The sequence below is a fragment of the Streptomyces curacoi genome, from assembly GCF_001513975.1.
In the GTDB taxonomy this organism is placed as follows: Bacteria; Actinomycetota; Actinomycetes; order Streptomycetales; family Streptomycetaceae; genus Streptomyces; species Streptomyces curacoi.
The window spans coordinates 570,818-590,480 of record NZ_KQ947988.1; the positions used below are offsets into that span (position 1 = coordinate 570,818).

22 protein-coding genes and 4 tRNA genes are annotated in these 19,663 nt (G+C 69.5%); 7 read left to right on the top strand and 19 right to left on the bottom strand.

The window, feature by feature from the left end; genetic code table 11:
• Positions 1 to 104: 104 nt before the first annotated feature.
• The 8 genes from rplJ to AQI70_RS19310 form a co-directional block, all read right to left on the bottom strand.
• Positions 105 to 635: a 50S ribosomal protein L10 gene (gene rplJ, locus AQI70_RS19275; protein WP_030046352.1), complete on the bottom strand. Its 531-nt coding sequence runs from the start codon at positions 633 to 635 to the stop codon at positions 105 to 107.
• A gap of 290 nt (positions 636 to 925) precedes the next feature.
• Positions 926 to 1,762, bottom strand: coding sequence for an SCO4651 family lipoprotein (locus AQI70_RS19280; protein ID WP_062151407.1), 837 nt, complete (start codon positions 1,760 to 1,762; stop codon positions 926 to 928).
• Between the two features lie 102 nt (positions 1,763 to 1,864).
• Positions 1,865 to 2,671, bottom strand: a complete 807-nt coding sequence (locus AQI70_RS19285) for an SCO4651 family lipoprotein (protein WP_062151410.1) — start codon at positions 2,669 to 2,671, stop codon at positions 1,865 to 1,867.
• Positions 2,672 to 2,802: 131 nt separating this feature from the next.
• Positions 2,803 to 3,528 carry a 50S ribosomal protein L1 gene (rplA, locus tag AQI70_RS19290; RefSeq protein WP_062151413.1) on the bottom strand — a complete coding sequence of 242 codons (726 nt, stop codon included), beginning with the start codon at positions 3,526 to 3,528 and terminating at the stop codon, positions 2,803 to 2,805.
• Positions 3,529 to 3,611: 83 nt separating this feature from the next.
• Complete coding sequence (gene rplK, locus AQI70_RS19295; RefSeq protein WP_003998857.1) at positions 3,612 to 4,046, bottom strand: 50S ribosomal protein L11; 435 nt, start codon at positions 4,044 to 4,046, stop codon at positions 3,612 to 3,614.
• Positions 4,047 to 4,215: 169 nt separating this feature from the next.
• On the bottom strand, positions 4,216 to 5,028 hold the full coding sequence (nusG, locus tag AQI70_RS19300; RefSeq protein WP_003998858.1) for a transcription termination/antitermination protein NusG: 813 nt from the start codon (positions 5,026 to 5,028) through the stop codon (positions 4,216 to 4,218).
• 81 nt (positions 5,029 to 5,109) lie between these two features.
• On the bottom strand, positions 5,110 to 5,397 hold the full coding sequence (secE, locus tag AQI70_RS19305; protein WP_003998859.1) for a preprotein translocase subunit SecE: 288 nt from the start codon (positions 5,395 to 5,397) through the stop codon (positions 5,110 to 5,112).
• Between the two features lie 108 nt (positions 5,398 to 5,505).
• A tRNA-Trp gene (locus tag AQI70_RS19310) sits at positions 5,506 to 5,578 on the bottom strand.
• Positions 5,579 to 5,862: 284 nt separating this feature from the next.
• Here AQI70_RS19310 and AQI70_RS19315 point away from each other — a divergent pair.
• Together AQI70_RS19315 and AQI70_RS19320 are read left to right on the top strand one after the other, a co-directional pair.
• Complete coding sequence (locus tag AQI70_RS19315; protein ID WP_031477886.1) at positions 5,863 to 7,089, top strand: pyridoxal phosphate-dependent aminotransferase; 1,227 nt, start codon at positions 5,863 to 5,865, stop codon at positions 7,087 to 7,089.
• 131 nt (positions 7,090 to 7,220) lie between these two features.
• Complete coding sequence (locus AQI70_RS19320) at positions 7,221 to 8,261, top strand: adenosine deaminase (protein ID WP_062151416.1); 1,041 nt, start codon at positions 7,221 to 7,223, stop codon at positions 8,259 to 8,261.
• Here the strand turns inward: AQI70_RS19320 and AQI70_RS19325 are convergent.
• From AQI70_RS19325 to AQI70_RS19355, 7 genes are all read right to left on the bottom strand, one after another.
• Positions 8,242 to 8,913 carry a hypothetical protein gene (locus AQI70_RS19325; RefSeq protein WP_062151417.1) on the bottom strand — a complete coding sequence of 224 codons (672 nt, stop codon included), beginning with the start codon at positions 8,911 to 8,913 and terminating at the stop codon, positions 8,242 to 8,244. The two genes, AQI70_RS19320 and AQI70_RS19325, sit on opposite strands and share 20 nt — an antisense overlap.
• Before the next feature lie 92 nt (positions 8,914 to 9,005).
• Positions 9,006 to 10,061: a UDP-N-acetylmuramate dehydrogenase gene (locus AQI70_RS19330; RefSeq protein ID WP_062151431.1), complete on the bottom strand. Its 1,056-nt coding sequence runs from the start codon at positions 10,059 to 10,061 to the stop codon at positions 9,006 to 9,008.
• A gap of 102 nt (positions 10,062 to 10,163) precedes the next feature.
• Positions 10,164 to 10,592 carry a MaoC family dehydratase gene (locus tag AQI70_RS19335; RefSeq protein WP_062151434.1) on the bottom strand — a complete coding sequence of 143 codons (429 nt, stop codon included), beginning with the start codon at positions 10,590 to 10,592 and terminating at the stop codon, positions 10,164 to 10,166.
• A 5-nt stretch (positions 10,593 to 10,597) separates the two neighbouring features.
• Positions 10,598 to 11,062 carry a MaoC family dehydratase N-terminal domain-containing protein gene (locus AQI70_RS19340; protein WP_062151437.1) on the bottom strand — a complete coding sequence of 155 codons (465 nt, stop codon included), beginning with the start codon at positions 11,060 to 11,062 and terminating at the stop codon, positions 10,598 to 10,600.
• 184 nt (positions 11,063 to 11,246) lie between these two features.
• A complete protein-coding gene (gene rpmG / locus AQI70_RS19345; protein ID WP_003948671.1) occupies positions 11,247 to 11,411 on the bottom strand; it encodes a 50S ribosomal protein L33 in 165 nt (54 codons plus the stop codon).
• Between the two features lie 90 nt (positions 11,412 to 11,501).
• Positions 11,502 to 11,574 (bottom strand) — tRNA-Met (locus AQI70_RS19350).
• Between the two features lie 46 nt (positions 11,575 to 11,620).
• Positions 11,621 to 11,693 (bottom strand) — tRNA-Thr (locus AQI70_RS19355).
• A gap of 275 nt (positions 11,694 to 11,968) precedes the next feature.
• Here AQI70_RS19355 and AQI70_RS19360 point away from each other — a divergent pair.
• Together AQI70_RS19360 and AQI70_RS19365 are read left to right on the top strand one after the other, a co-directional pair.
• A complete protein-coding gene (locus AQI70_RS19360; protein ID WP_062151440.1) occupies positions 11,969 to 13,234 on the top strand; it encodes an amidohydrolase family protein in 1,266 nt (421 codons plus the stop codon).
• Positions 13,235 to 13,479: 245 nt separating this feature from the next.
• Positions 13,480 to 14,136, top strand: coding sequence for an SDR family oxidoreductase (locus tag AQI70_RS19365; RefSeq protein ID WP_062152002.1), 657 nt, complete (start codon positions 13,480 to 13,482; stop codon positions 14,134 to 14,136).
• Between the two features lie 66 nt (positions 14,137 to 14,202).
• Here AQI70_RS19365 and AQI70_RS40225 read toward each other — a convergent pair whose 3' ends face one another.
• Together AQI70_RS40225 and AQI70_RS19370 are read right to left on the bottom strand one after the other, a co-directional pair.
• On the bottom strand, positions 14,203 to 14,415 hold the full coding sequence (locus AQI70_RS40225) for a hypothetical protein (protein WP_079051366.1): 213 nt from the start codon (positions 14,413 to 14,415) through the stop codon (positions 14,203 to 14,205).
• 87 nt (positions 14,416 to 14,502) lie between these two features.
• On the bottom strand, positions 14,503 to 14,718 hold the full coding sequence (locus AQI70_RS19370) for a hypothetical protein (protein ID WP_062151443.1): 216 nt from the start codon (positions 14,716 to 14,718) through the stop codon (positions 14,503 to 14,505).
• Between the two features lie 444 nt (positions 14,719 to 15,162).
• Between AQI70_RS19370 and AQI70_RS19375 the strand changes: the two genes are divergently transcribed.
• A complete protein-coding gene (locus AQI70_RS19375; protein WP_208607404.1) occupies positions 15,163 to 16,497 on the top strand; it encodes a phosphatase PAP2 family protein in 1,335 nt (444 codons plus the stop codon).
• A gap of 388 nt (positions 16,498 to 16,885) precedes the next feature.
• On the opposite strand, the gene AQI70_RS19380 is transcribed toward AQI70_RS19375, so the two are convergent.
• Positions 16,886 to 16,967: transfer RNA gene (locus AQI70_RS19380), tRNA-Tyr, on the bottom strand.
• Positions 16,968 to 17,192: 225 nt separating this feature from the next.
• On the opposite strand from AQI70_RS19380, the gene AQI70_RS19385 reads away from it, so the two are divergent.
• Positions 17,193 to 17,681, top strand: a complete 489-nt coding sequence (locus tag AQI70_RS19385; RefSeq protein WP_062151446.1) for a YajQ family cyclic di-GMP-binding protein — start codon at positions 17,193 to 17,195, stop codon at positions 17,679 to 17,681.
• Between the two features lie 117 nt (positions 17,682 to 17,798).
• Here AQI70_RS19385 and AQI70_RS19390 read toward each other — a convergent pair whose 3' ends face one another.
• A complete protein-coding gene (locus AQI70_RS19390) occupies positions 17,799 to 18,065 on the bottom strand; it encodes a GlsB/YeaQ/YmgE family stress response membrane protein (RefSeq protein ID WP_003998872.1) in 267 nt (88 codons plus the stop codon).
• 230 nt (positions 18,066 to 18,295) lie between these two features.
• Here AQI70_RS19390 and AQI70_RS19395 point away from each other — a divergent pair, with 230 nt between their 5' ends.
• Entirely contained in the window at positions 18,296 to 19,564 is a 1,269-nt protein-coding gene (locus AQI70_RS19395) for an APC family permease (RefSeq protein WP_062151449.1), read from the top strand.
• The last annotated feature ends 99 nt before the right edge of the window (positions 19,565 to 19,663 follow it).

Below are 19,663 nucleotides of genomic sequence, written 5' to 3' on the forward strand. Positions count from 1 at the left end.
CTTCCACTAAATCGGCAGGTGCCGGATGTACTGGGTGTGGCGGGCGTACGTCGGCCCGCTGTGGCCTCCGCGGTCAGGCTGCGGGGGCCAGTGTGCGAGCCGAATTACTCGGCACCGCCCTGCTCGGCCTGCTTGGCACGGAGCGCGTCCACGGTGCGGACGAGCTTCGACGGCAGCGCCTGGAAGACGGAGGCAGCCTGGGACTGCTTCGCCTTGAAGGCACCGGCCAGCTTGCTGAGCAGAACCTCGCGGGACTCGAGGTCCGCAAGCTTCTTGATCTCGTCGGCGGAGAGGGCCTTGCCCTCAAGGACACCGCCCTTGATGACGAGATTCGGGTTGTCCTTGGCGAAGTCACGGAGACCCTTCGCCGACTCCACCGGGTCACCGGTGACGAAGGCGACAGCCGTCGGACCGTTGAAGAGGTCGTCCAGCGTCGTGATCCCGGCCTCGTTGGCCGCAATCTTGGTCAGCGTGTTCTTCACCACGGCGTACTGGGCGTTCTCACCGAGCGAACGACGCAGCGTCTTGAGCTGCGCCACGGTGAGACCGCGGTACTCGGTCAGCACGGCAGCGTTGGAGTTGCGGAACTGCTCCGTCAACTCGGCCACTGCGGCAGCCTTGTCGGGCCTCGCCATAGAGCCTCGGCCTCCTTCCGGGTGATTCTGACCGCGCGGACCCGAAGGAGGACTGGGGAAAACGAAACGCCCCGGCGCAGGCGCACGGGGCGGACTCGACCGGTCGCACGCGCGGGGACGCACATGCTCCGGGAGCTCTTCCACTGTCACCTGCGCGGGTCGTCCGCAGTTCAGCGGATCCTTCGGCCACCGCACCCTCTTGCGAGCGCACGGCAACGACCAGCGGTCTTTGGCTTCTGTAGGAGAGTACGGGACGCAATCGCCGTCAAGCAAATCGACCCGTACGGGCCTCAGCTCTTGTTCTTCTTCAGCGGCTTCCGCAGGTCCGCGGTGTCCCCGGCGCGCGGGGCCCGGACGGTCACCGGCTCGCCGTAGCCGAGGAAGGTGAAGGTGAGGTCGAGCTCGCCATGGCGGCCGAAGCCCTGGGTGCGGAGCCGCTTGACGCGGTCGTCGCGGTCGACCCACACGTCCAGGGTGAGCTCGTCCACGCCCAGCTTCTCGTACTGGTCGAGGCTGCTGTCGCGTCCTGCCCGGGTCGCCTTGTCCCCGGCCTCCTTCAGGGAGGCCCGCAGCTCGTCGACCGTGGCCGTACCGGCGTAGTGCGTCGTGTCGGTGCCGTCGACCTTCTCGGCACCCGTTTGCCGCACGTCCTCGGCGGAGGCCAGGAAGGCGGCTTCCCGAGCCGGGTTCCGGCTGACCTGGTCGCGCAGACCGCCGACGTCCATGCGCAGGCCGCCGTGCGTGGTGAACTCGGCGGCCGGGCCGTAGCTGATCCAGTGCCTGCCGCCGAGCTCCTCGATCATGTCGTCGGTCACGCTTCCGTAGAGGACCCCGCCGACCAGGCGCAGCTCGGTCTCGCCCCGGTGCTCACCGCTCAGGTTGACCGTCTTGAGACGGGCCGCCGTCGGCTCGGTCCGGACGGACGCCTCGTCGGCGATCCGCCCGCGCTCCGGCATCCGGCCGGTCACCCGGTAGCGCAGGGACGTGACCTCCGCGCTCTTCTGCGCGGCCCGCGCGACGGCCTCGGCGGCCGGCGGGTCCGCGGACTGCTCCGCACCGCCTCCTGCCCCGCAGCCCGCGAGAAGGAGCGCGGCGGCAGGCACGGCCGCACGTACGGAAAGCCTCATCGATTCCCCCCAAGGAACACATGGCTGGTGCGTGGTCGGCGCACAGCAAGGTCGGGAGCGTAACCCAGGGAGGCCTCAACGAGGGTCCGGTTTCCGGGCCCCTCAGGGGCGCTCGGAGCCCTTCAGCAGGTCCTTGAAGTCCGCGGTGTCGCTCGCCGGTGGCTTCTCGACCGCGCTCTTCACGCCGTAGTCGCTGTAGTACGCGGTCTGGGTCAGCTGTCCTGTGGCCGTCTGGCCCTTCTCGACCTTCTTGGCCAGCAGGTTCCGGTCGTCGACCCATATGTCGACGGTCTGGGGGCCGGCACCCTCCCGGCGCACCGTGCCGGAGTAGTGGGTGGTGCGCTCGCCTTTCACCGACTCCTCGCCGACCTTCCGTACATCCGTGGAGGACAGCAGCAGCTTCACCGACGCGTGCGGTGCGGTGCCGCGCATCTGGTTCGCGAGATCCGCTCCGGTGCTGCCGGCGAGCTGCTTCAGGTCGTCGTAGGCGTACTTGAGCCAGTGCTTGCCGTCGGTCTTCTTTGCGAACGCGTCGCCCATGCGGGCGTAGTAGGCGTCGGGGAGATAGCGGGCCTCCATCGACGTGGTGCCCAGCCGGCGCATCGTCTCGGCCGTCGTGCCGCCGGTGTAGGTGATCGTCAGCCTGGCCGTGAGGCCGTCGCGCCAGGCCAGGGTGCCGTCGGCCTTCATGGACAGCGTCGAGCCCATGGCGGTCGTGGAGCTGACTCGGGCGGACTCGGCCCGGTCGGTGGAGCGCTCGACGGTGCGCAGGGCCGCCGTCACGGCCGGGGCGGGCCTGGTGCGGTCGCCCTCGGTGGTGCGGTCGGCAGGGGTGCAGGCGGCCAGGGCCGTCAGCGCGGTCAGCAGCGCGATCCAGAACGCCGACCGGCGCGCCCTCGTGCTCGTCATTCGTCCCCCCGGTGTGAATTCCGTGAATGCACGTTAACCCAGGGCACTGACAAACGGGACGAACAACGGGAACGGGCCCCGCACCCGGTGAGGGGTGTGGGGCCCGTCTTCGAGCCTGGTGAGCCGGTGGCTCAGACCGCGGCCGGGTCCTCCTCGACGAGGAGGTTGCGGGTGCGGTTCGGGTCGACCGGAATGCCGGGGCCCATCGTGGTGGTGATGGCGGCCTTCTTGATGTAGCGACCCTTGGCGGCGGACGGCTTCAGACGGAGGATCTCCTCCAGCGCAGCGCCGTAGTTCTCCACCAGCTTGCTGTCGTCGAACGACACCTTGCCGATGATGAAGTGCAGGTTCGAGTGCTTGTCGACGCGGAACTCGATCTTGCCGCCCTTGATGTCGGTGACGGCCTTGGCGACGTCGGGGGTGACGGTGCCGGTCTTCGGGTTCGGCATCAGACCACGCGGGCCGAGGACGCGGCCGAGGCGGCCGACCTTGCCCATGAGGTCCGGGGTGGCGACGACGGCGTCGAAGTCCAGGCGGCCCTTCGAGACCTCGTCGATCAGCTCGTCGGCACCGACGATGTCGGCGCCCGCGGCACGCGCGGCCTCGGCACGGTCGCCGGTCGCGAAGACCAGGACCCGGGCGGTCTTACCGGTGCCGTGCGGAAGGTTCACGGTGCCACGGACCATCTGGTCGGCCTTACGCGGGTCGACACCCAGACGGAAGGCGACCTCGACGGTGCCGTCGAACTTGGTCGTGGACGTCTCCTTGGCGAGACGGACGGCCTCGAGCGGGGCGTAGAGCTTCTCCCGGTCGATCTTGGCGTCCGCAGCGCGGAGAGTCTTGCTGCGCTTGCTCACTACTGCTCCTGTGGGTTCTTAGGAGTCGTGGTCCGGGCCGAGCAGGCCCTCCCACGTGTCTGCTTGTTGTACGGGGGTTGAGGTCAGCCCTCGACCGTGACGCCCATGGAGCGCGCGGTACCGGCGATGATCTTCGCGGCGGCGTCCAGGTCGTTGGCGTTGAGGTCGGGCAGCTTGGTCTGGGCGATCTCGCGGACCTGCGCCTCGGTGATCTTGGCGACCTTGGTCTTGTGCGGCTCGCCGGAGCCCTTCTCGATGCCCGCGGCCTTGAGGATCATCTTGGCGGCCGGCGGCGTCTTGGTGATGAAGGTGAAGGAACGGTCCTCGTAGACCGTGATCTCCACCGGGATGACCCAACCGCGCTGCGACTCGGTCGCGGCGTTGTAGGCCTTGCAGAACTCCATGATGTTCACGCCGTGCTGACCCAGCGCGGGGCCGACCGGCGGGGCCGGGTTGGCGGCACCGGCCTGGATCTGGAGCTTGATGAGCCCCGTGACCTTCTTCTTCTTGGGAGGCATTACTCTCCGGGTCCTTTCGATTGAGGCGTGCCCCCGCCCGGGTCGCGTCCCGGATGAAGGCATACCGCACAACGATAACGGGTATAGATGCGCGGCCAAAAACCGAGCAGGTCAGGCGGCCGCTGGAGCGTTCGCCTGACCTGCGCGGAAGCGGTGGATCCAGAAAGAACTAGTTCTTCTGGATCTGGTCGAAGGAGAGCTCGACCGGCGTCTCGCGGCCGAAGATCTCCACCAGGCCCTTGACCTTCTTCGAGTCGGCGTTGATCTCGTTGATCGTGGCCTGCAGCGTGGCGAACGGGCCGTCGGTGACGGTGACCGAGTCGCCGACCTCGAAGTCCAGCACCTGGACCTCGACCTTGCGGGCCGGAGCCGGCTTGCCCTCGGCCTCGGCGGCCTCGCGGGCGGCCTTCTCCTCGGCCTCCGGGGCGAGCATCTTGACGATCTCGTCCAGGGTCAGCGGGTACGGGTCGTAGGCGTTGCCCACGAAGCCGGTGACGCCCGGGGTGTTGCGGACGACGCCCCAGGACTCGTTGGTCAGGTCCATGCGGACCAGGACGTAACCCGGCAGCTTGTTCTGCTTGATCGTCTTGCGGTCGCCGTTCTTGATCTGGACGACCTCTTCCTGCGGCACCTCGGCCTGGAAGATGTAGTCCTCGACGTTCAGCGAGACGGCGCGCTGCTCCAGGTTGGTCTTCACGCGGTTCTCGTAACCGGCGTAGGTGTGGATGACGTACCACTCGCCGGGCAGGGTGCGAAGCTCCTCGCGCAGCGCGGCGACGGGGTCGACGGGCTCGGCCTCCTCCTCGGCGGCCTCTTCCTCGTCGACCTCTTCGTGCAGCGCGGCTTCCTCGGCGGGCTCGCCGGCCTCGGCGTCGGCAGCCTCGACCTCGTCCAGGTCCTCGTCCGCGCCCTCGACGATGTCGAGCTCGTCTTCCACGGACTCGTCCGGCTCGACGGCGTCGTTCAGGTTCTGGTCAGACACGGTGGCTGCTTCTTCCTGGATACATAGGGGTGGAACATGCGAAAAGGGGCGCCGGTAACCGCGGCGCCCTTCGCTCTTGGCTCAGCCGAAGACGTACTTGGCGGCGTTGTCGAGCCCATAGTCAATCACGGTCACCAGGCCGATCATGATGACGACGAAGATGATCACCACGGTGGTGTACGTCGTCAGCTGGTTGCGCGTCGGCCAGACGACCTTGCGGAGTTCCGCGACGATCTGGCGGTAGAAGAGCGCGAGGCGCTTCAGCGGGCCCTTCTTGGCGCGCTTGCCACCCTTTCGGGTCTTCTTCTTGGACTCCGGCGCCTCGTCCTGGGCATCAGGCATGTCGATGGAGCCCACGGCGTCCGTCACTCGTCCTCACCTGATTCCGGGTCGTGGCCGTGCCGCGCCCGGTCTGAGCCGCACGGCGGTGCATTGCTGTACGTACATGCGCACACATCCTGGCGAAGGTGTGTGTAGCAGGGCCGGAGGGACTTGAACCCCCAACCGCCGGTTTTGGAGACCGGTGCTCTACCAATTGAGCTACGACCCTTTGGTGTGTCCCCCAACGTACCGCATCCGGACGGGTGCTCGGTGTGCACCGTGCGGCTGCGGGCTGCTGAAGGCCAACGAGGTGAGAGTGTACGTGGTCCGAAGCGCCTCGTCGAACAGAAAGTGGCCGATGGGGGCTTGGTACGCGGAAGATCGCCGGAGGATCAGCCATGTGACAGCGCAAGATCGCCCTGGCCGCGGGCCCGATCCGGACGGCTGTTCAGCTGATGTTCAGTCTGTGAAACCCGCGTGCCGGGCGCGTTTCCTGTCTGAAACGATGGCCCCATGAGCGCTGCAACCCCACCCACCGAGCGCCGGGTCTCCGCCCGAGTCGGCGCGATCTCCGAGTCCGCCACCCTCGCCGTGGACGCCAAGGCCAAGGCCCTCAAGGCCGCCGGGCGGCCGGTGATCGGCTTCGGCGCCGGCGAGCCCGACTTCCCGACCCCGGACTACATCGTCGAGGCCGCCATCGAGGCCTGCAAGAACCCCAAGTACCACCGGTACACCCCGGCCGGCGGTCTGCCCGAGCTGAAGGCCGCGATCGCCGCGAAGACGCTGCGCGACTCCGGCTACGAGCCCGACGTCTCGCAGATCCTGGTCACCAACGGCGGCAAGCAGGCCATCTACGAGGCCTTCGCCGCGATCCTCGACCCGGGTGACGAGGTCATCGTCCCGGCCCCGTACTGGACGACGTACCCGGAGTCGATCCGGCTCGCGGGCGGTGTCCCGGTCGAGGTGGTCGCCGACGAGACGACCGGCTACCGCGTCTCCGTGGAGCAGCTGGAGGCGGCCCGTACGGAGAAGACGAAGGTCGTCCTGTTCGTGTCGCCGTCCAACCCGACGGGCGCGGTCTACAGCGAGGCCGAGACCGAGGCGATCGGCCGCTGGGCCGTCGAGCACGGTCTGTGGGTGATGACGGACGAGATCTACGAGCACCTGGTCTACGGCGATGCGGTGTCCGTGTCGCTGCCCGCGGTCCTGCCGGAGCTGCGCGACAAGTGCATCGTGGTCAACGGTGTCGCCAAGACGTACGCCATGACGGGCTGGCGGGTCGGCTGGATCATCGGCCCGAAGGACGTGGTGAAGGCCGCGACCAACCTCCAGTCGCACGCCACGTCGAACGTCTCGAACGTCGCCCAGGTGGCCGCGCTCGCCGCCGTCTCGGGCGACCTGGACGCGGTCGCGAAGATGCGCGAGGCCTTCGACCGCCGCCGCAAGACGATCGTGCGGATGCTCAACGAGATCGACGGCGTGGTCTGCCCGGAGCCCGAGGGCGCCTTCTACGCCTACCCCTCGGTGAAGGCCCTCATCGGCAAGGAGATCCGCGGCAAGCGCCCGCAGGACTCGGTCGAGCTGGCCGCGCTCATCCTGGAGGAGGCCGAGGTCGCGGTCGTCCCGGGCGAGGCCTTCGGCACGCCGGGCTATCTGCGGCTGTCGTACGCGCTCGGTGACGAGGACCTCGTCGAGGGCGTGAGCCGGATCCAGAAGCTGCTGGCGGAGGCGCGGGACTGACGTCCGCTTCCCCGGACCGGGGGGTCACCTCACGAACTTTCGTGAGGTGACCCCCCGGCGCTTTGTGCGAGCAAGACCACGTTCGGGGAAAGCGCTACCGGGACGGCGCGGGCGTACGGCAGGATCCTGGGATGGAGCGTGTACGTGATGTCTCTGAGCTGCCGAAAGCCCATCTGCACCTGCACTTCACCGGCTCGATGCGGCCGGGGACCCTGCTGGAACTGGCCGACAAGTACGGGGTGCGTCTGCCCGAGGCGCTGACCGACGCGCTGACCAGCGGGGAGTCGCCGAAGCTGCGGGCGACGGACGAGCGGGGCTGGTTCCGCTTCCAGCGCCTGTACGACGCGGCGCGCTCGTGCCTCAGGCAGCCGGAGGACATCCAGCGGCTGGTCAGGGAGGCCGCGGAGGAGGACGTCAAGGACGGCTCCGGCTGGCTGGAGATCCAGGTCGACCCGACGTCGTACGCGCCCCGGCTGGGCGGTCTGATCCCGGCGCTGGAGATCATCCTGGACGCGGTGGAGACGGCGTCGCGGGACACGGGGCTCGGGATGCGCGTCCTGGTCGCCGCGAACCGGATGAAGCACCCCCTGGAAGCCCGTACTCTGGCGCGTCTCGCGGTGCGGTACGTGGACCGGGGTGTGGTCGGCTTCGGGTTGTCGAACGACGAGCGGCGGGGCATGGCGCGGGACTTCGACCGTGCCTTCCACATCGCCCGCGAGGGCGGCCTGCTGTCGGCCCCGCACGGCGGTGAGCTGACCGGGCCGTCCTCCGTGCGTGACTGCCTGGACGACCTGCACGCGCACCGGATCGGTCACGGGGTGCGGGCGGCGGAGGACCCGCGGCTGCTGAAGCGGCTCGCCGACCGGGGCGTGACCTGCGAGGTGTGCCCGGCGTCGAACGTGGCGCTGGGCGTGTACGAGAAGCCGGAGGACGTCCCGTTGCGCACGCTGTTCGACGCGGGGGTGGCCATGGCGCTCGGCGCCGACGACCCGCTGTTGTTCGGCTCCCGGCTCGCGGCCCAGTACGAGATCGCCCGCCACCACCACGGCTTCTCCGACGCCGAGCTGGCGGAACTGGCCCGGCAGTCGGTGCGTGGCTCGGCGGCGCCGGCGGACGTGCAGGCGAAGCTGCTGGCGGGCGTCGACGACTGGCTCAGCGGCCCGGCCGCTTGAAGTGGGCGTAGGGCGGATAGGGCTTGAAGCAGATCAGCACCTCGACGGGGTGTCCGCCGCCGGGCGGCTGGATCAGTGAGGGGAGCGACGTCATGAGCGCCGAGTGCCCCTTGTCGACGCCCTTCTGGTGCGGCCCCCAGCCTGCCGCGTGGGCGAATCCCGTGGCGGTCTCGGCGAAGATGTCCCGGCTGCCGAACAGGAAGAACGTGCGGGCGTAGGTGCTGTGCCGCAGCTCGTCCCGGAAGTCCGCCCGTGCCCACCGCGCGCGACAGGACGCGGCGTCCCGGGCGGTGCGCGCCTCGTCGGTGCGGACGGTGAGCGGTGTGCCTTGGCGCAGTTTCCGGCGCAGTCCGGGCCATGCGCTGGGGCGCAGGCCGGCCGTGTCGTGGGCCAGTACGAGGTCGACCGGCTCGCCCCAGCCCTCGTCGACCGGGATTCCGTCGCGCAGTGGCACGTGGACGATGGTGTGCCGGGAGTAGGCCGCGAAGGAGAACAGCCCCGCGAGCCGGTTCAGCCCGTCATGGTCACCCAGCAGCAGACCGATGGGGTCGGGGGCGCGCAGGGAGGTGTGGCGCAGGGGCTGCCAGGGCTGGACGACCCGGTGCTCGTACGGGCCGGTCCTGGGCCGGAACTCGCGCAGTCTCAGGCGCATGCGGGGATTCTCGGGGCGGGGTGGGTCATGCCCCCAGCGTGACGATGACACCGGGCCGCAGGCAACGGAGATTCGCTCGGCCGGGGCGGGCGCTACAGGCTGACACCCACCGTGACCGGCTCGTTGACCAGCGTGATGCCGAAGGCCTCGCGGACGCCCGCCACGACCTCGCGGGCCAGGGTGAGCAGGTCCTCCGTGGTCGCGTCGCCGCGGTTGGTGAGGGCGAGGGTGTGCTTGGTGGAGATGCGGGCGGGGCCGGTGCCGTATCCCTTGGTGAAGCCCGCCTTGTCGATCAGCCAGGCCGCGGAGGTCTTGGTGTGCCCGTCCCCCGCCGGGTACGCGGGCGGCTCCACACCGTCCCCGAGGCGTTCCGTCACGCGCGCGCGGAAGGCCGCGAACTGCTCGTCGGTGAGGATCGGGTTGGTGAAGAACGATCCGGCCGACCAGGTGTCGTGGTCCTCCGGGTCCAGGACCATGCCCTTGCCGGTGCGCAGCTTCAGCACGGTCTCGCGAGCGGCGGCCAGCGGTACGCGGTCGCCGGGTTCGACGCCGAGGGCGCGGGCGGTCTCGGCGTACTTGAGGGGGGCGGAGAGGCCGTCGGCGTCCTCCAGCTGGAAGCGGACGCGCAGGACGACGTGGCGCTCGGGGTCGGCCTTGAAGCGGCTGTGGCGGTAGGAGAAGGCGCAGTCGGCGTTGGGGATGACGACGGTCCGGCCTGCCTGTCGGTCGTACGCGACGACCTCGGTGATCGTGGAGGAGACCTCCTGGCCGTAGGCGCCGACGTTCTGGATCGGCGTGGCGCCTGCGGAGCCGGGGATACCGGCCAGGCACTCGATTCCGGCGAGCCCGGCCTCGACGGTGCGGCTGACCGCGTCGGTCCACACCTCGCCGGCGGCCAGTTCGAGCGTGGTGCCGTGCAGTTCGAAGCCCTTGGTGGCGATGACCAGTGCGGTGCCCTCGAAGCCCTTGTCGCCGATGACCAGGTTCGATCCACCACCGATGAGCAGCAGCGGGGTCCCACTGGCGTCGGCCTCGCGCACGACGTCGATCACCTCGGCGTCGGTGGTCGCGGTGACCAGGCGGGTGGCGGGGCCACCCAGGCGGAAGGTGGTGAGGGGGGCGAGGGGGGCGTCGTGGAGTTGCTGCACGGGCTCAAGAGTACGAGACGGGGTGGGTGGGGCTACGCGCCTCTCTGCGTAAGGGGCGCCCGCCATGGCGAGCGCCCCTTACCTCATGGCACGCGCGTGCCGTTACGCCAGCTGCACGACCGCCCGCGACATCCCGAGCACCTTGCGCTCGTCGCTGGTCACGGTCAGGTCCACGCGGACCTTGTTGTCGTCCAGCTTGGCCGCGACCTTGCCGCTGACCTCGATCGTGGCGCCCTTGTCGTCGTTCGGTACGACGACGGGCTTGGTGAAGCGGACGCCGTACTCGACGACCGCTCCCGGGTCGCCGGTCCAGTCGGTGACCACACGGATCGCCTCGGCCATGGTGAACATGCCGTGGGCGATGACATCGGGCAGCCCGACCTCCTTGGCGAACTTCTCGTTCCAGTGGATCGGGTTGAAGTCGCCGGAGGCGCCCGCGTACTGGACGAGCGTGGCGCGGGTCACGGGGAAGGTCTGGGCGGGCAGTTCGGTGCCGACCTCGACGTCGCCGTACGCAATCTTCGCCGTCATCGGTCTCACGCCTCCCCTTCTTCGGAGTCCACCGGGCGGGCCACCAGCTTCGTCCAGGCGGTCACCACGTGTTCGCCCGCCTCGTCGTGGACCTCGCCGCGGATGTCCAGGATCTCGTTGCCCGCCATGGTCTTGATCGCCTCGATGGTCGAGGTGACGGTCAGCCGGTCGCCGGCGCGCACCGGGCGGGTGTAGGCGAACTTCTGGTCGCCGTGCACCACCCGGCTGTAGTCCAGGCCCAGCTGGGGGTCCTGGACGACCTGTCCCGCGGCCTTGAAGGTGATCGCGAAGACGAAGGTGGGCGGGGCGATCACATCGGAGTGGCCGAGCGCCTTGGCGGCCTCCGGGTCCGTGTACGCCGGGCTGGTGTCCCCCACCGCATCCGCGAACTCACGGATCTTCTCCCGGCCCACCTCATAGGGGTCGGTGGGCGGGTAGCTCCGCCCCACGAAGGACTGGTCGAGCGCCATGGCTCGGCACCTCCTGATGTCTGCCTGGTGTCTGCTCCGGGTGACCTGCCGGCCGGTCACCCGGTCTGCCTTGCGGCGGTGGCCCGGTCTGCCGCGGCCGGTTGGGAACCGGGCGGTAACCGGGACCGAAACGACGCGAGGCCGCCCCCCGGTTAGTGGGGGCGGCCTCGTGTACGAGCCTGATTTATCGCGTTTCGCGGTGCGCGGTGTGCGCGTTGCAACGCGGGCAGTGCTTCTTCATCTCAAGACGATCCGGGTTGTTACGCCGGTTCTTCTTGGTGATGTAGTTCCGCTCCTTGCACTCCACGCAGGCCAGCGTGATCTTCGGGCGGACGTCGGTGGCAGCCACGTGAGTGCTCCTAAGACGAACGGGTGGACTAATTCAACGCAAGAAAGAGTAGCCGATCGAAGGACCGACCCCGCAATCGGCTACTGTCAGTAGCGGTGACCGGACTTGAACCGGTGACACAGCGATTATGAGCCGCTTGCTCTACCGACTGAGCTACACCGCTGCGATGCGATCGGGCCCCGTCTTGCGACGGGAACCTCTCACATCAGAGCCCCAAAACGGAATCGAACCGTTGACCTTCTCCTTACCATGGAGACGCTCTGCCGACTGAGCTATTGGGGCGAGCGATGAAGACATTACACGCTAGGCCGCCGTTCACCCAAATCCGTTTCGCGGCACCCGCCGGGGGCCGATCGGATGACCGCTCAGCCGCCTCGCAGGCCACTGCGGTTACCGCGGGCAAGGCTGCCGTTCGGCGGACCACACCGGTACGACTATTCCGCTCCTGCGCGCCAGGGCCGGGTCGCCAGCCTAGGCTCGACTCACTCTGCGTGATCTTGCGTGCCCGGCGCACTCCCCCAAGCGCAGTCCCCGCAGCCCTGAGTCTCTGGAGCGCGATGCCCGACAGCCAGCCCCAGCCGCCCCACTCGTCGTCCTCGTCGGGCTCGTCCGGACCGGCTGACCCGGCCGCCCTGCTGCTGTGCGGGGCGCGGCTGACCGACGGCCGGACCGTGGACGTACGGCTGGGCGGCGGACGCATCGAGGCGGTCGGTACGGCCGGGAGCCTGGCGGCGGAGGGCACGCGCGCGTGCGGGGCGCGCGTGGACCTCGGCGGCTATCTGCTCCTGCCGGCCCCGGCCGAACCGCACGCCCACGGCGACACCGCGCTCTCCGCCGAAGCGGGCGGGCCCGTCTCGTACGACACCCAGGACGTCCAGCGCCGGGCCACGGAGGCCGCCCTGCTCCAGCTCGGGCACGGGGCGACCGCGCTACGGGCCCACGTGCGCGTGGGCGACGTGCAGGGGCTGGGCGCCCTGACCGCCGTACTGCAGGCACGGCGTTCGCTGCGCGGGCTCACCGAGTTGACCACGGTGGCGATGCCGCGACTGCTGACCGGTGTGGCCGGGGCCGACGGGCTGGCGATGCTGCGGGACGCGGTGAAGATGGGCGCGTCGGTGGTCGGCGGCTGCCCGGACCTGGACCCGGATCCGACGGGTTACGTGGAGGCCGTCCTGGAGGTCGCCTCCGAGCACGGGTGCCCCGTCGACCTGCACACCGACGCCACCGACCCGGCGCGCCTGGCCCGCCTGGCCGCGATGGCCGGCGGACTGCGCCCCGGGGTGACCCTCGGCCCGTGCGGCGGTTTGGGGCGCCTGCCCGCCCAGGTGGCCTCCCGTACCGCGGACCAGCTCGCGGCGGCCGGGGTGACGGTGGTGTGCCTGCCGCAGGGCGGCTGCGGGAGTGTGGAACGCCGGGGCACGGCGCCCGTACGACTGCTGCGCGCCGCCGGCGTGCGCGTCGCCGCCGGGAGCGGCGCCCTGCGGGACGTGTCGAACCCGGTGGGGCGCGGGGACCCGCTGGAGGCCGCCTATCTGCTGTCCTCGCGCCACGGGTTGCGCCCCGAGGACGCGTACGACGCCGTGAGCGCGTCGGCGCGTGCGGTGCTGGGTCTGCCCGAGGTGCGGGTGGAGGCGGGCTTCCCGGCCGAGCTGCTGGCGGTGCGCGGGGACCGGCTGGCGGGGGCGCTGTCGCTGGCGTACAGCCGCATCGTGGTGCACCGGGGGCGCGTGGTGGCGCGGACCAGCGCGGTGCGGGAGTACTGCAACTCGGCCGTGGCGGCGGAGTTGGGGCTGCCTCGGCAGGGGCGGGGGGAGTTGTCCTGAGGGGGTGGCGTGAGCCCCGGGGGGTGAGCGTGGGCTTGGGGGTGGGCGTGGGCCTGAGGGTGGGCGTGGGCTTGGGGGCTGGGCGTGAGCTTGGCGCCGGAGTGCGTACGCCGGAGGCCGGCGTGTGCGAGGGGGGCCGGCGCTGACGGCTTGTGCGCTCGGCGCGTGCGTGTGGGGTTTGCGCCCTCAGGGACGTGACTGAAGTCGTGCGGCAGATGCGGCCGTCCGGGCGTACGGTCGGAAACATGCGCATTGTCATTGCTGGTGGTCATGGTCAGATCGCGCTGCGGCTGGAGAAGCTGCTCGCCGCGCGCGGCTACGAGGTCGCGGGGATCATCCGCAAGGCCGAACAGGGCGACGACCTGCGAGAGGCCGGCGCCGAACCCGTCGTACTGGACCTGGAGTCGGCCTCGGTCGAGGAGGCCGCGGCCTGTCTGCGGGGCGCCGACGCGGCGGTCTTCGCGGCCGGCGCGGGCCCGGGCAGCGGGTCGGCCCGCAAGGACACGGTGGACAAGGGGGCGGCGGTCCTGTTCGCGGACGCGGCGGTGCGAGCGGGCGTACGGCGCTTCCTGATCGTGTCCTCGATGGGCGCGAACCCGGAGCACGAGGGCAACGAGGTCTTCGACGTCTACCTGCGCGCCAAGGGCGAGGCCGACGAACACGTCCGCGGCCTGGACGCCCTGGACTGGACGATCCTGCGCCCCGGCATGCTGACGAACGACGCCGGGAACGGCCTGGTACGCCTGGAAGCCCACACCGGCCGCGGCCCCGTCCCACGCGACGATGTGGCCGCCGTACTGGCCGAACTGGTCGACACCCCGGCGACGGCCGGCCTGACGCTCGAACTGGTCAGCGGCTCGACCCCGGTGTCCGTGGCGGTGAAGTCGGTCGCGGGGAACTGAACATGGGCCCGCATGGGGTTCCCGCCGCGCGGGAGGCTCGGTGGGCTGTCGGAGCAGGGGCCGCCGTCAGAACAGCGGCAGCTGTCCGGGGAACTCGGGCACGACATAACCGTCCAATGCGGGCTGGGCTGCCCCCAGTTGGGCCTGCCGCCTCGATCCCGGACACGAGACGAGTTCGCCGTTCCCGCGCGCGCCGGGTGGGTCATGCCGTGCGAATCGACCGGCGACGACTGCGATCTCACGCCGGCACTCGGGGCAGTTTCTGCGACGCGTGGCCATGGCGTCAGTGTGCCCCCGGCGGGACGCCAGGACGCGAGAACCCCGAGCAGTAGCTGACTGACGCCGGGACGCCTCGTCCCGCGCCGCTCACTGCTCCCACTCGTCCGGGCCGCTGCCCCGCCACTCGATCAGCCCGGACTGCCGCACCCACAGGTCGTCGACGTCCTCCAGTCCCGCGAGGCGCAGAAACTCGACGATGTCCAGCAGCCCGTACGCGATGCCCAGGAACCGATCGTCGACTCGGACCCGCCTGCCGCCGTCCTCTGCGGGCGGGTAGATCACGATCGGCTGCGCGCTTGCCATGGGGCCAGCCTGCCGCCGAGGCGGGCGAGGCGCACGGTTTGATGCGCCGGCCGCGGGACGGCCGTAGTCCGCCGTCCGGTGTCCTGCCCGGTGTCCGGTGTCCTGCCCGGTGTCCGGTGTCCGGTCTCCCGTCCGGTGTCCGGCGTGAGTCCTCTCACACTGCGGCCCCCGCGGCGCCCGCCGGGCGCAGAGCACTCATGGCCATTCCCGGACGCCGGGTCCTCGCCGCCATCGACCGACCTTCGCGTCAGCCCTTAACCGATGAAATCCTCCCGCATTACTCCGATAACATGCTCGAACTCATGAACGATCACTGTCATCATCCGCCCTTCACCGCAAAACCGTGCCATCCGGCACAAAGGGCGGATCATCCACCCAAAGAATAACAAATCGGCCAGATAATTGATACCTCGAGCATCGCGGGTGCTTTCGCGAATAAACTGCATAATTAAGAGCGCCACATGGCGTCAACCGCGCGCGATATTGTGGGCCGCGGCTGGTGTGGTGACCCTCGGATTCCTGATCGCGCTGGAGATCGCCGCTCGCCGCTACGGCCTGCCAGGACCCATCACCAGCCAGGCGCAAGAGATTATATTCCCGCCTAAATCTGGCTTTCTGTTGTACGCCAGTATGGCGTTGATGATGGTGGTGCTCACCTGGCGGCAACGGTTCATAGCAATTGCCGCCGCGATCGGCATCGACGTCGTCTTCTTGCTCGTGCGGTGGGTGATCGACGCGAAGACGACCGAGGGCCACCCTTTCGGCAACGGTGCCTTGTGGGTGATTCTGGGCTGTGCGTTCATCGCGGTCACGCGCCGCACGGGCCAGGAACGGGTCCTGCTGCTGAAGGGCGTCGGGCTGGGTCTGCTGCTGGTGGCCGGCCGCAAGACCGGCGATACGTGGCTCCTCATCACGTCGAAGACCCGCCCGATGGTGCTCGACCAGTACCTGGCAACCGCCGATCACGCGCTGGGCAACCCGTCGTGGGTGGTGGGCCGGATAGTCAGGGCCACCGGTCCGGTCGGCCCCCATGTTCTCGACTGGGTCTACGTCCAGCTCGCGGTGGCCGCGGTCGTCTTCGCGCTGTACCAGCTGCGCCACGTGGCCGTCGAGCGGCGATTCCCGGGCCACCATCTCGTCCGCACCTTCTTGGTGATCGGCCTCCTCGGGCCGGGCATCTACATGATCTTCCCGGTGGTCGGCCCGATCTTCGCCTACGGCACCGGCGCCTTCGGTACCGGCGGCGGGCACTGGGCGATGGCCAACCTGTGGCCGGACATCCCGCCACCGAGCAATAACCCGCACCCCATGCTTTACGACGAGATCACCCCCCGCAACTGCATGCCCAGCCTGCACACAGCGTGGGCTACCGCGATATTCATTCATTCCCGCAAGGGCCCACTGATTCTGCGATTCGCCGGCGCGTTCTGGTTGATCACCACCCTCGGCGCAACGCTGGGATTCGGCTACCACTACGGCGTGGATCTCATTGCCGGCGTGGTTTTCGCGCTCACGATCGAGGCGGCTCTCCGCTCGCTCGAACGCGGCTGGGATCGGTCGGGAATCCAGTTGGTCGCCTACGGCACGACTGTCTTTGCCGCGCTCTTGGTGTCTTATCGCTATCTACCGGTGGAGATGGCCGAACATCCGTGGCTGTTCGGACCGCTTCTCATTCTGGCATTGGTCTCGGTGATCCACTGCTACGTCCGGACAACCAGACTCTGGGAGCCCAGGCTCGCGCCAGTACGGCAGCCGGAACCGCAGCCCGAGCTGGTCTGAGATCGTGAGCGACGTCCTCCTTCGTGAAGCCCAACACGGGGGTTGCCGCGTGCGTCAGGACGCCTCGGCCCAGCCTCCACCGCCAGCGTGGAGAAGCGGCTGCCCCCACCGGCCCTGTCGCCGCAGCGGATGGGCGGAGTTTTAGCGTCCCCCGGTCACGCCCGGGGGACGCCACTCGTTGGGCTGTGCTGCCACGCGTCCGCGCGAAGAAGCTGGCCGCCAACTCAGGAGCGCGCGAACCTCCAGATCGAGGCTGGCCTGCGCGAAGGGGACGGGATCTGCGCCTCCCCGGGACATCTGGGGAACGCACACTGATCAGGATCGAGCCACAACGAAGAGACCCCCTCCGATCTGCGTTTCCGCAGATCGGAGGGGGTCTTCCCCAGTGTGGCGGCGCTAGGATTCGAACCTAGGAAGGCTGAGCCGGCAGATTTACAGTCTGCTCCCTTTGGCCGCTCGGGCACACCGCCGGGGTTGCTGCCGTTCGAACCGCTTTTCGGCGGTGCTCCCTGGCAACGACGTAAACAATACCCGATCCGGAGGGGTGCTTCGCCACCCGATTGATCGCCTCCCGGGGGACGAGGGGTGGCTAGGCTTGTCCGGATGCGGTCCGGGCCTGCCCCGGGTTCGGCGGCCGCCCCCCACGCCCGCCGACACGCACCCCATACGCACCCCGATACAAGGAGCCACAGGACATGGCCGACTCCAGTTTCGACATCGTCTCGAAGGTCGAGCGGCAGGAGGTCGACAACGCACTCAACCAGACCGCCAAGGAGATCTCGCAGCGCTACGACTTCAAGGGCGTGGGTGCCTCGATCTCGTGGTCCGGCGACAAGATCCTCTTGGAGGCGAACTCCGAGGGCCGGGTGAAGGCTGTCCTCGACGTCTTCGAGTCCAAGCTGATCAAGCGCGGGGTCTCGCTCAAGGCCCTGGACGCGGGCGAGCCCCAGCTCTCGGGCAAGCAGTACAAGATCTTCGCGTCGATCCAGGAGGGCATCTCCCAGGAGAACGCGAAGAAGGTGGCGAAGCTCATTCGTGACGAGGGCCCGAAGGGCGTGAAGGCCCAGGTGCAGGGTGACGAGCTGCGGGTCAGCTCGAAGAGCCGGGACGACCTGCAGGCCGTCATCGCCCTGCTCAAGGGCAAGGACTTCGACTTCGCGATGCAGTTCGTGAACTACCGGTGAGCCGCTGATCCGTTGCCGGCTGCGGCTCCGGCTTCGACGTCGTACGAGAAGGGTGGGCACCTTGCGGTGCCCACCCTTCTCGCCTGCTGGCCGCGGTCCGGGGTGTGCTCGCCTCGCTCAGTCGCGCGAGTGGCCGAACAGGAGGCGGTAGGCGATCAGGAGCACGAGGGAGCCGCCGATCGCGGCGGCCCAGGTGGCACCGTCGTAGAAGTCCTTGCTGATGGGGTGGTCCAGCCAACGGGCCGAGATCCAGCCGCCGATGAACGCGCCCGCGACGCCGATGACAGTGGTGCCGATGAAGCCGCCCGGGTCTCGACCCGGCAGCAGGAACTTGGCGATGGCTCCGGCCAACAGTCCGAGAATGATCCAACTGATGATGCTCATGCCGTGAACCTGCCCTTCCACGCTGTGCCTGCACTGTCCCGGCACTGTGATCTACGTCCGGACAGCCGGGCAGGCTGTGCTCGTGGCTCGTGCGCCGAACGCCGCGGATATGACGCCTACTGCGGCGCTGTGCTGTGCTGTTGTCCTGGTCGGGCGGTGTTCGTGCCCTGTTGATGATGAGGACGTCACCGCTGCACTCGGCGGTTGCAGCGCTCGCTAGTGTTCGGCCCATGACACAGCCCGGATCTCCCCAAGAGCTACGGCGCACCCTCGGTGTCGGCGACGCCGTGATCATCGGTCTCGGCTCCATGGTCGGGGCCGGAATCTTCGCCACCCTGGCCCCGGCCGCGCACGCTGCCGGCACGGGTCTGCTGCTCGGGCTCGCCCTCGCAGCGGTGGTCGCCTACTGCAACGCCACGTCCTCGACCCGGCTGGCCGCCCTGTATCCGGCGTCGGGCGGCACGTATGTGTACGGGCGCGAGCGGCTCGGCGAGTTCTGGGGATATCTGGCGGGCTGGTCGTTCGTGGTCGGCAAAACGGCCTCCTGTGCGGCGATGGCGCTCACCGTGGGCGCCTATGTCTGGCCAGGGCAGGCGCACGCGGTGGCGGTCGCCGCGGTGGTGGCGCTGACCGCGGTGAACTACGGCGGCGTCCAGAAGTCCGCCTGGCTGACCCGGGCGATCGTGGCGGTGGTCCTGGCTGTCCTCGCATGTGTGGTCGTCGTGTGTCTGGGGTCCGGCGAGTCCGATGCCGCGCGCTTGGACATCGGGGCCTCGGACGGCGTGGGCGGGATACTGCAAGCGGCGGGACTGCTGTTCTTCGCGTTCGCCGGCTACGCGCGGATCGCGACCCTCGGTGAGGAGGTGCGGGACCCGGCACGCACCATCCCCCGGGCGATCCCCCTGGCCCTGGGCATCGCGCTGGCGGTGTACGCGTGTGTGGCGCTGGCCGTCCTTTCCGTACTGGGGGCAGATGGTCTGAGGCACTCGGGCGCTCCGCTGGCCGACGCGGTGCGGGCGGCGGGGGTGCCGGAGCTGGCGCCCGTGGTGCGGGTGGGCGCGGCCGTGGCCGCGTTGGGCTCGCTGCTCGCGCTGATCCTGGGTGTCTCGCGGACGACGCTGGCCATGGCTCGCGACCGGCATCTGCCCGGCGCTCTCGCAGCCGTGCACCCTCGCTTCCAGGTGCCGCACCGGGCCGAACTGGCCGTGGGGGCGGTGGTGGCGGTCCTGGCCGCCACGGTGGACGTGCGGGGCGCGATCGGCTTCTCCTCCTTCGGTGTGCTGGCGTACTACGCGGTGGCCAACGCATCGGCCTGGACTCTCGATTCGGCGCCGACCGCGCGGGTCGTGCCTGCGGTGGGGCTTGTCGGGTGCGTGGTCCTCGCTTTCTCGCTTCCGGAGACCTCGGTCGTGGTGGGTGCGGGTGTGCTGGCGCTGGGTGTGGCCGCCTACGGCGTACGGCGGTGGATGGCGGAGCGGTCCGGGGCGCGGGGGAGGTAGGCCCGGCGGCGTACGCGCGTGTGTGGCTGGAGGAAGGTGGACGAACCGTCCATCGGCCGAAGGCGCGAGACAGCCGCTGTGTTCAGGGACCGTCGCGGC

Excerpts from the sequence above, each read along its gene's own strand:
- rplJ (WP_030046352.1), bottom strand. The coding sequence starts at position 635 with ATGGCGAGGCCCGACAAGGCTGCCGCAGTGGCCGAGTTGACGGAGCAG.
- AQI70_RS19280 (WP_062151407.1), bottom strand. The coding sequence starts at position 1,762 with ATGAGGCTTTCCGTACGTGCGGCCGTGCCTGCCGCCGCGCTCCTTCTC.
- AQI70_RS19285 (WP_062151410.1), bottom strand. The coding sequence starts at position 2,671 with ATGACGAGCACGAGGGCGCGCCGGTCGGCGTTCTGGATCGCGCTGCTG.
- rplK (WP_003998857.1), bottom strand. The coding sequence starts at position 4,046 with ATGCCTCCCAAGAAGAAGAAGGTCACGGGGCTCATCAAGCTCCAGATC.
- AQI70_RS19315 (WP_031477886.1), top strand. The coding sequence starts at position 5,863 with ATGAGCGCTGCAACCCCACCCACCGAGCGCCGGGTCTCCGCCCGAGTC.
- AQI70_RS19320 (WP_062151416.1), top strand. The coding sequence starts at position 7,221 with ATGGAGCGTGTACGTGATGTCTCTGAGCTGCCGAAAGCCCATCTGCAC.
- AQI70_RS19325 (WP_062151417.1), bottom strand. The coding sequence starts at position 8,913 with ATGCGCCTGAGACTGCGCGAGTTCCGGCCCAGGACCGGCCCGTACGAG.
- AQI70_RS19335 (WP_062151434.1), bottom strand. The coding sequence starts at position 10,592 with ATGACGGCGAAGATTGCGTACGGCGACGTCGAGGTCGGCACCGAACTG.
- AQI70_RS19340 (WP_062151437.1), bottom strand. The coding sequence starts at position 11,062 with ATGGCGCTCGACCAGTCCTTCGTGGGGCGGAGCTACCCGCCCACCGAC.
- AQI70_RS19360 (WP_062151440.1), top strand. The coding sequence starts at position 11,969 with ATGCCCGACAGCCAGCCCCAGCCGCCCCACTCGTCGTCCTCGTCGGGC.
- AQI70_RS19365 (WP_062152002.1), top strand. The coding sequence starts at position 13,480 with ATGCGCATTGTCATTGCTGGTGGTCATGGTCAGATCGCGCTGCGGCTG.
- AQI70_RS40225 (WP_079051366.1), bottom strand. The coding sequence starts at position 14,415 with ATGGCCACGCGTCGCAGAAACTGCCCCGAGTGCCGGCGTGAGATCGCA.
- AQI70_RS19370 (WP_062151443.1), bottom strand. The coding sequence starts at position 14,718 with ATGGCAAGCGCGCAGCCGATCGTGATCTACCCGCCCGCAGAGGACGGC.
- AQI70_RS19385 (WP_062151446.1), top strand. The coding sequence starts at position 17,193 with ATGGCCGACTCCAGTTTCGACATCGTCTCGAAGGTCGAGCGGCAGGAG.
- AQI70_RS19390 (WP_003998872.1), bottom strand. The coding sequence starts at position 18,065 with ATGAGCATCATCAGTTGGATCATTCTCGGACTGTTGGCCGGAGCCATC.
- AQI70_RS19395 (WP_062151449.1), top strand. The coding sequence starts at position 18,296 with ATGACACAGCCCGGATCTCCCCAAGAGCTACGGCGCACCCTCGGTGTC.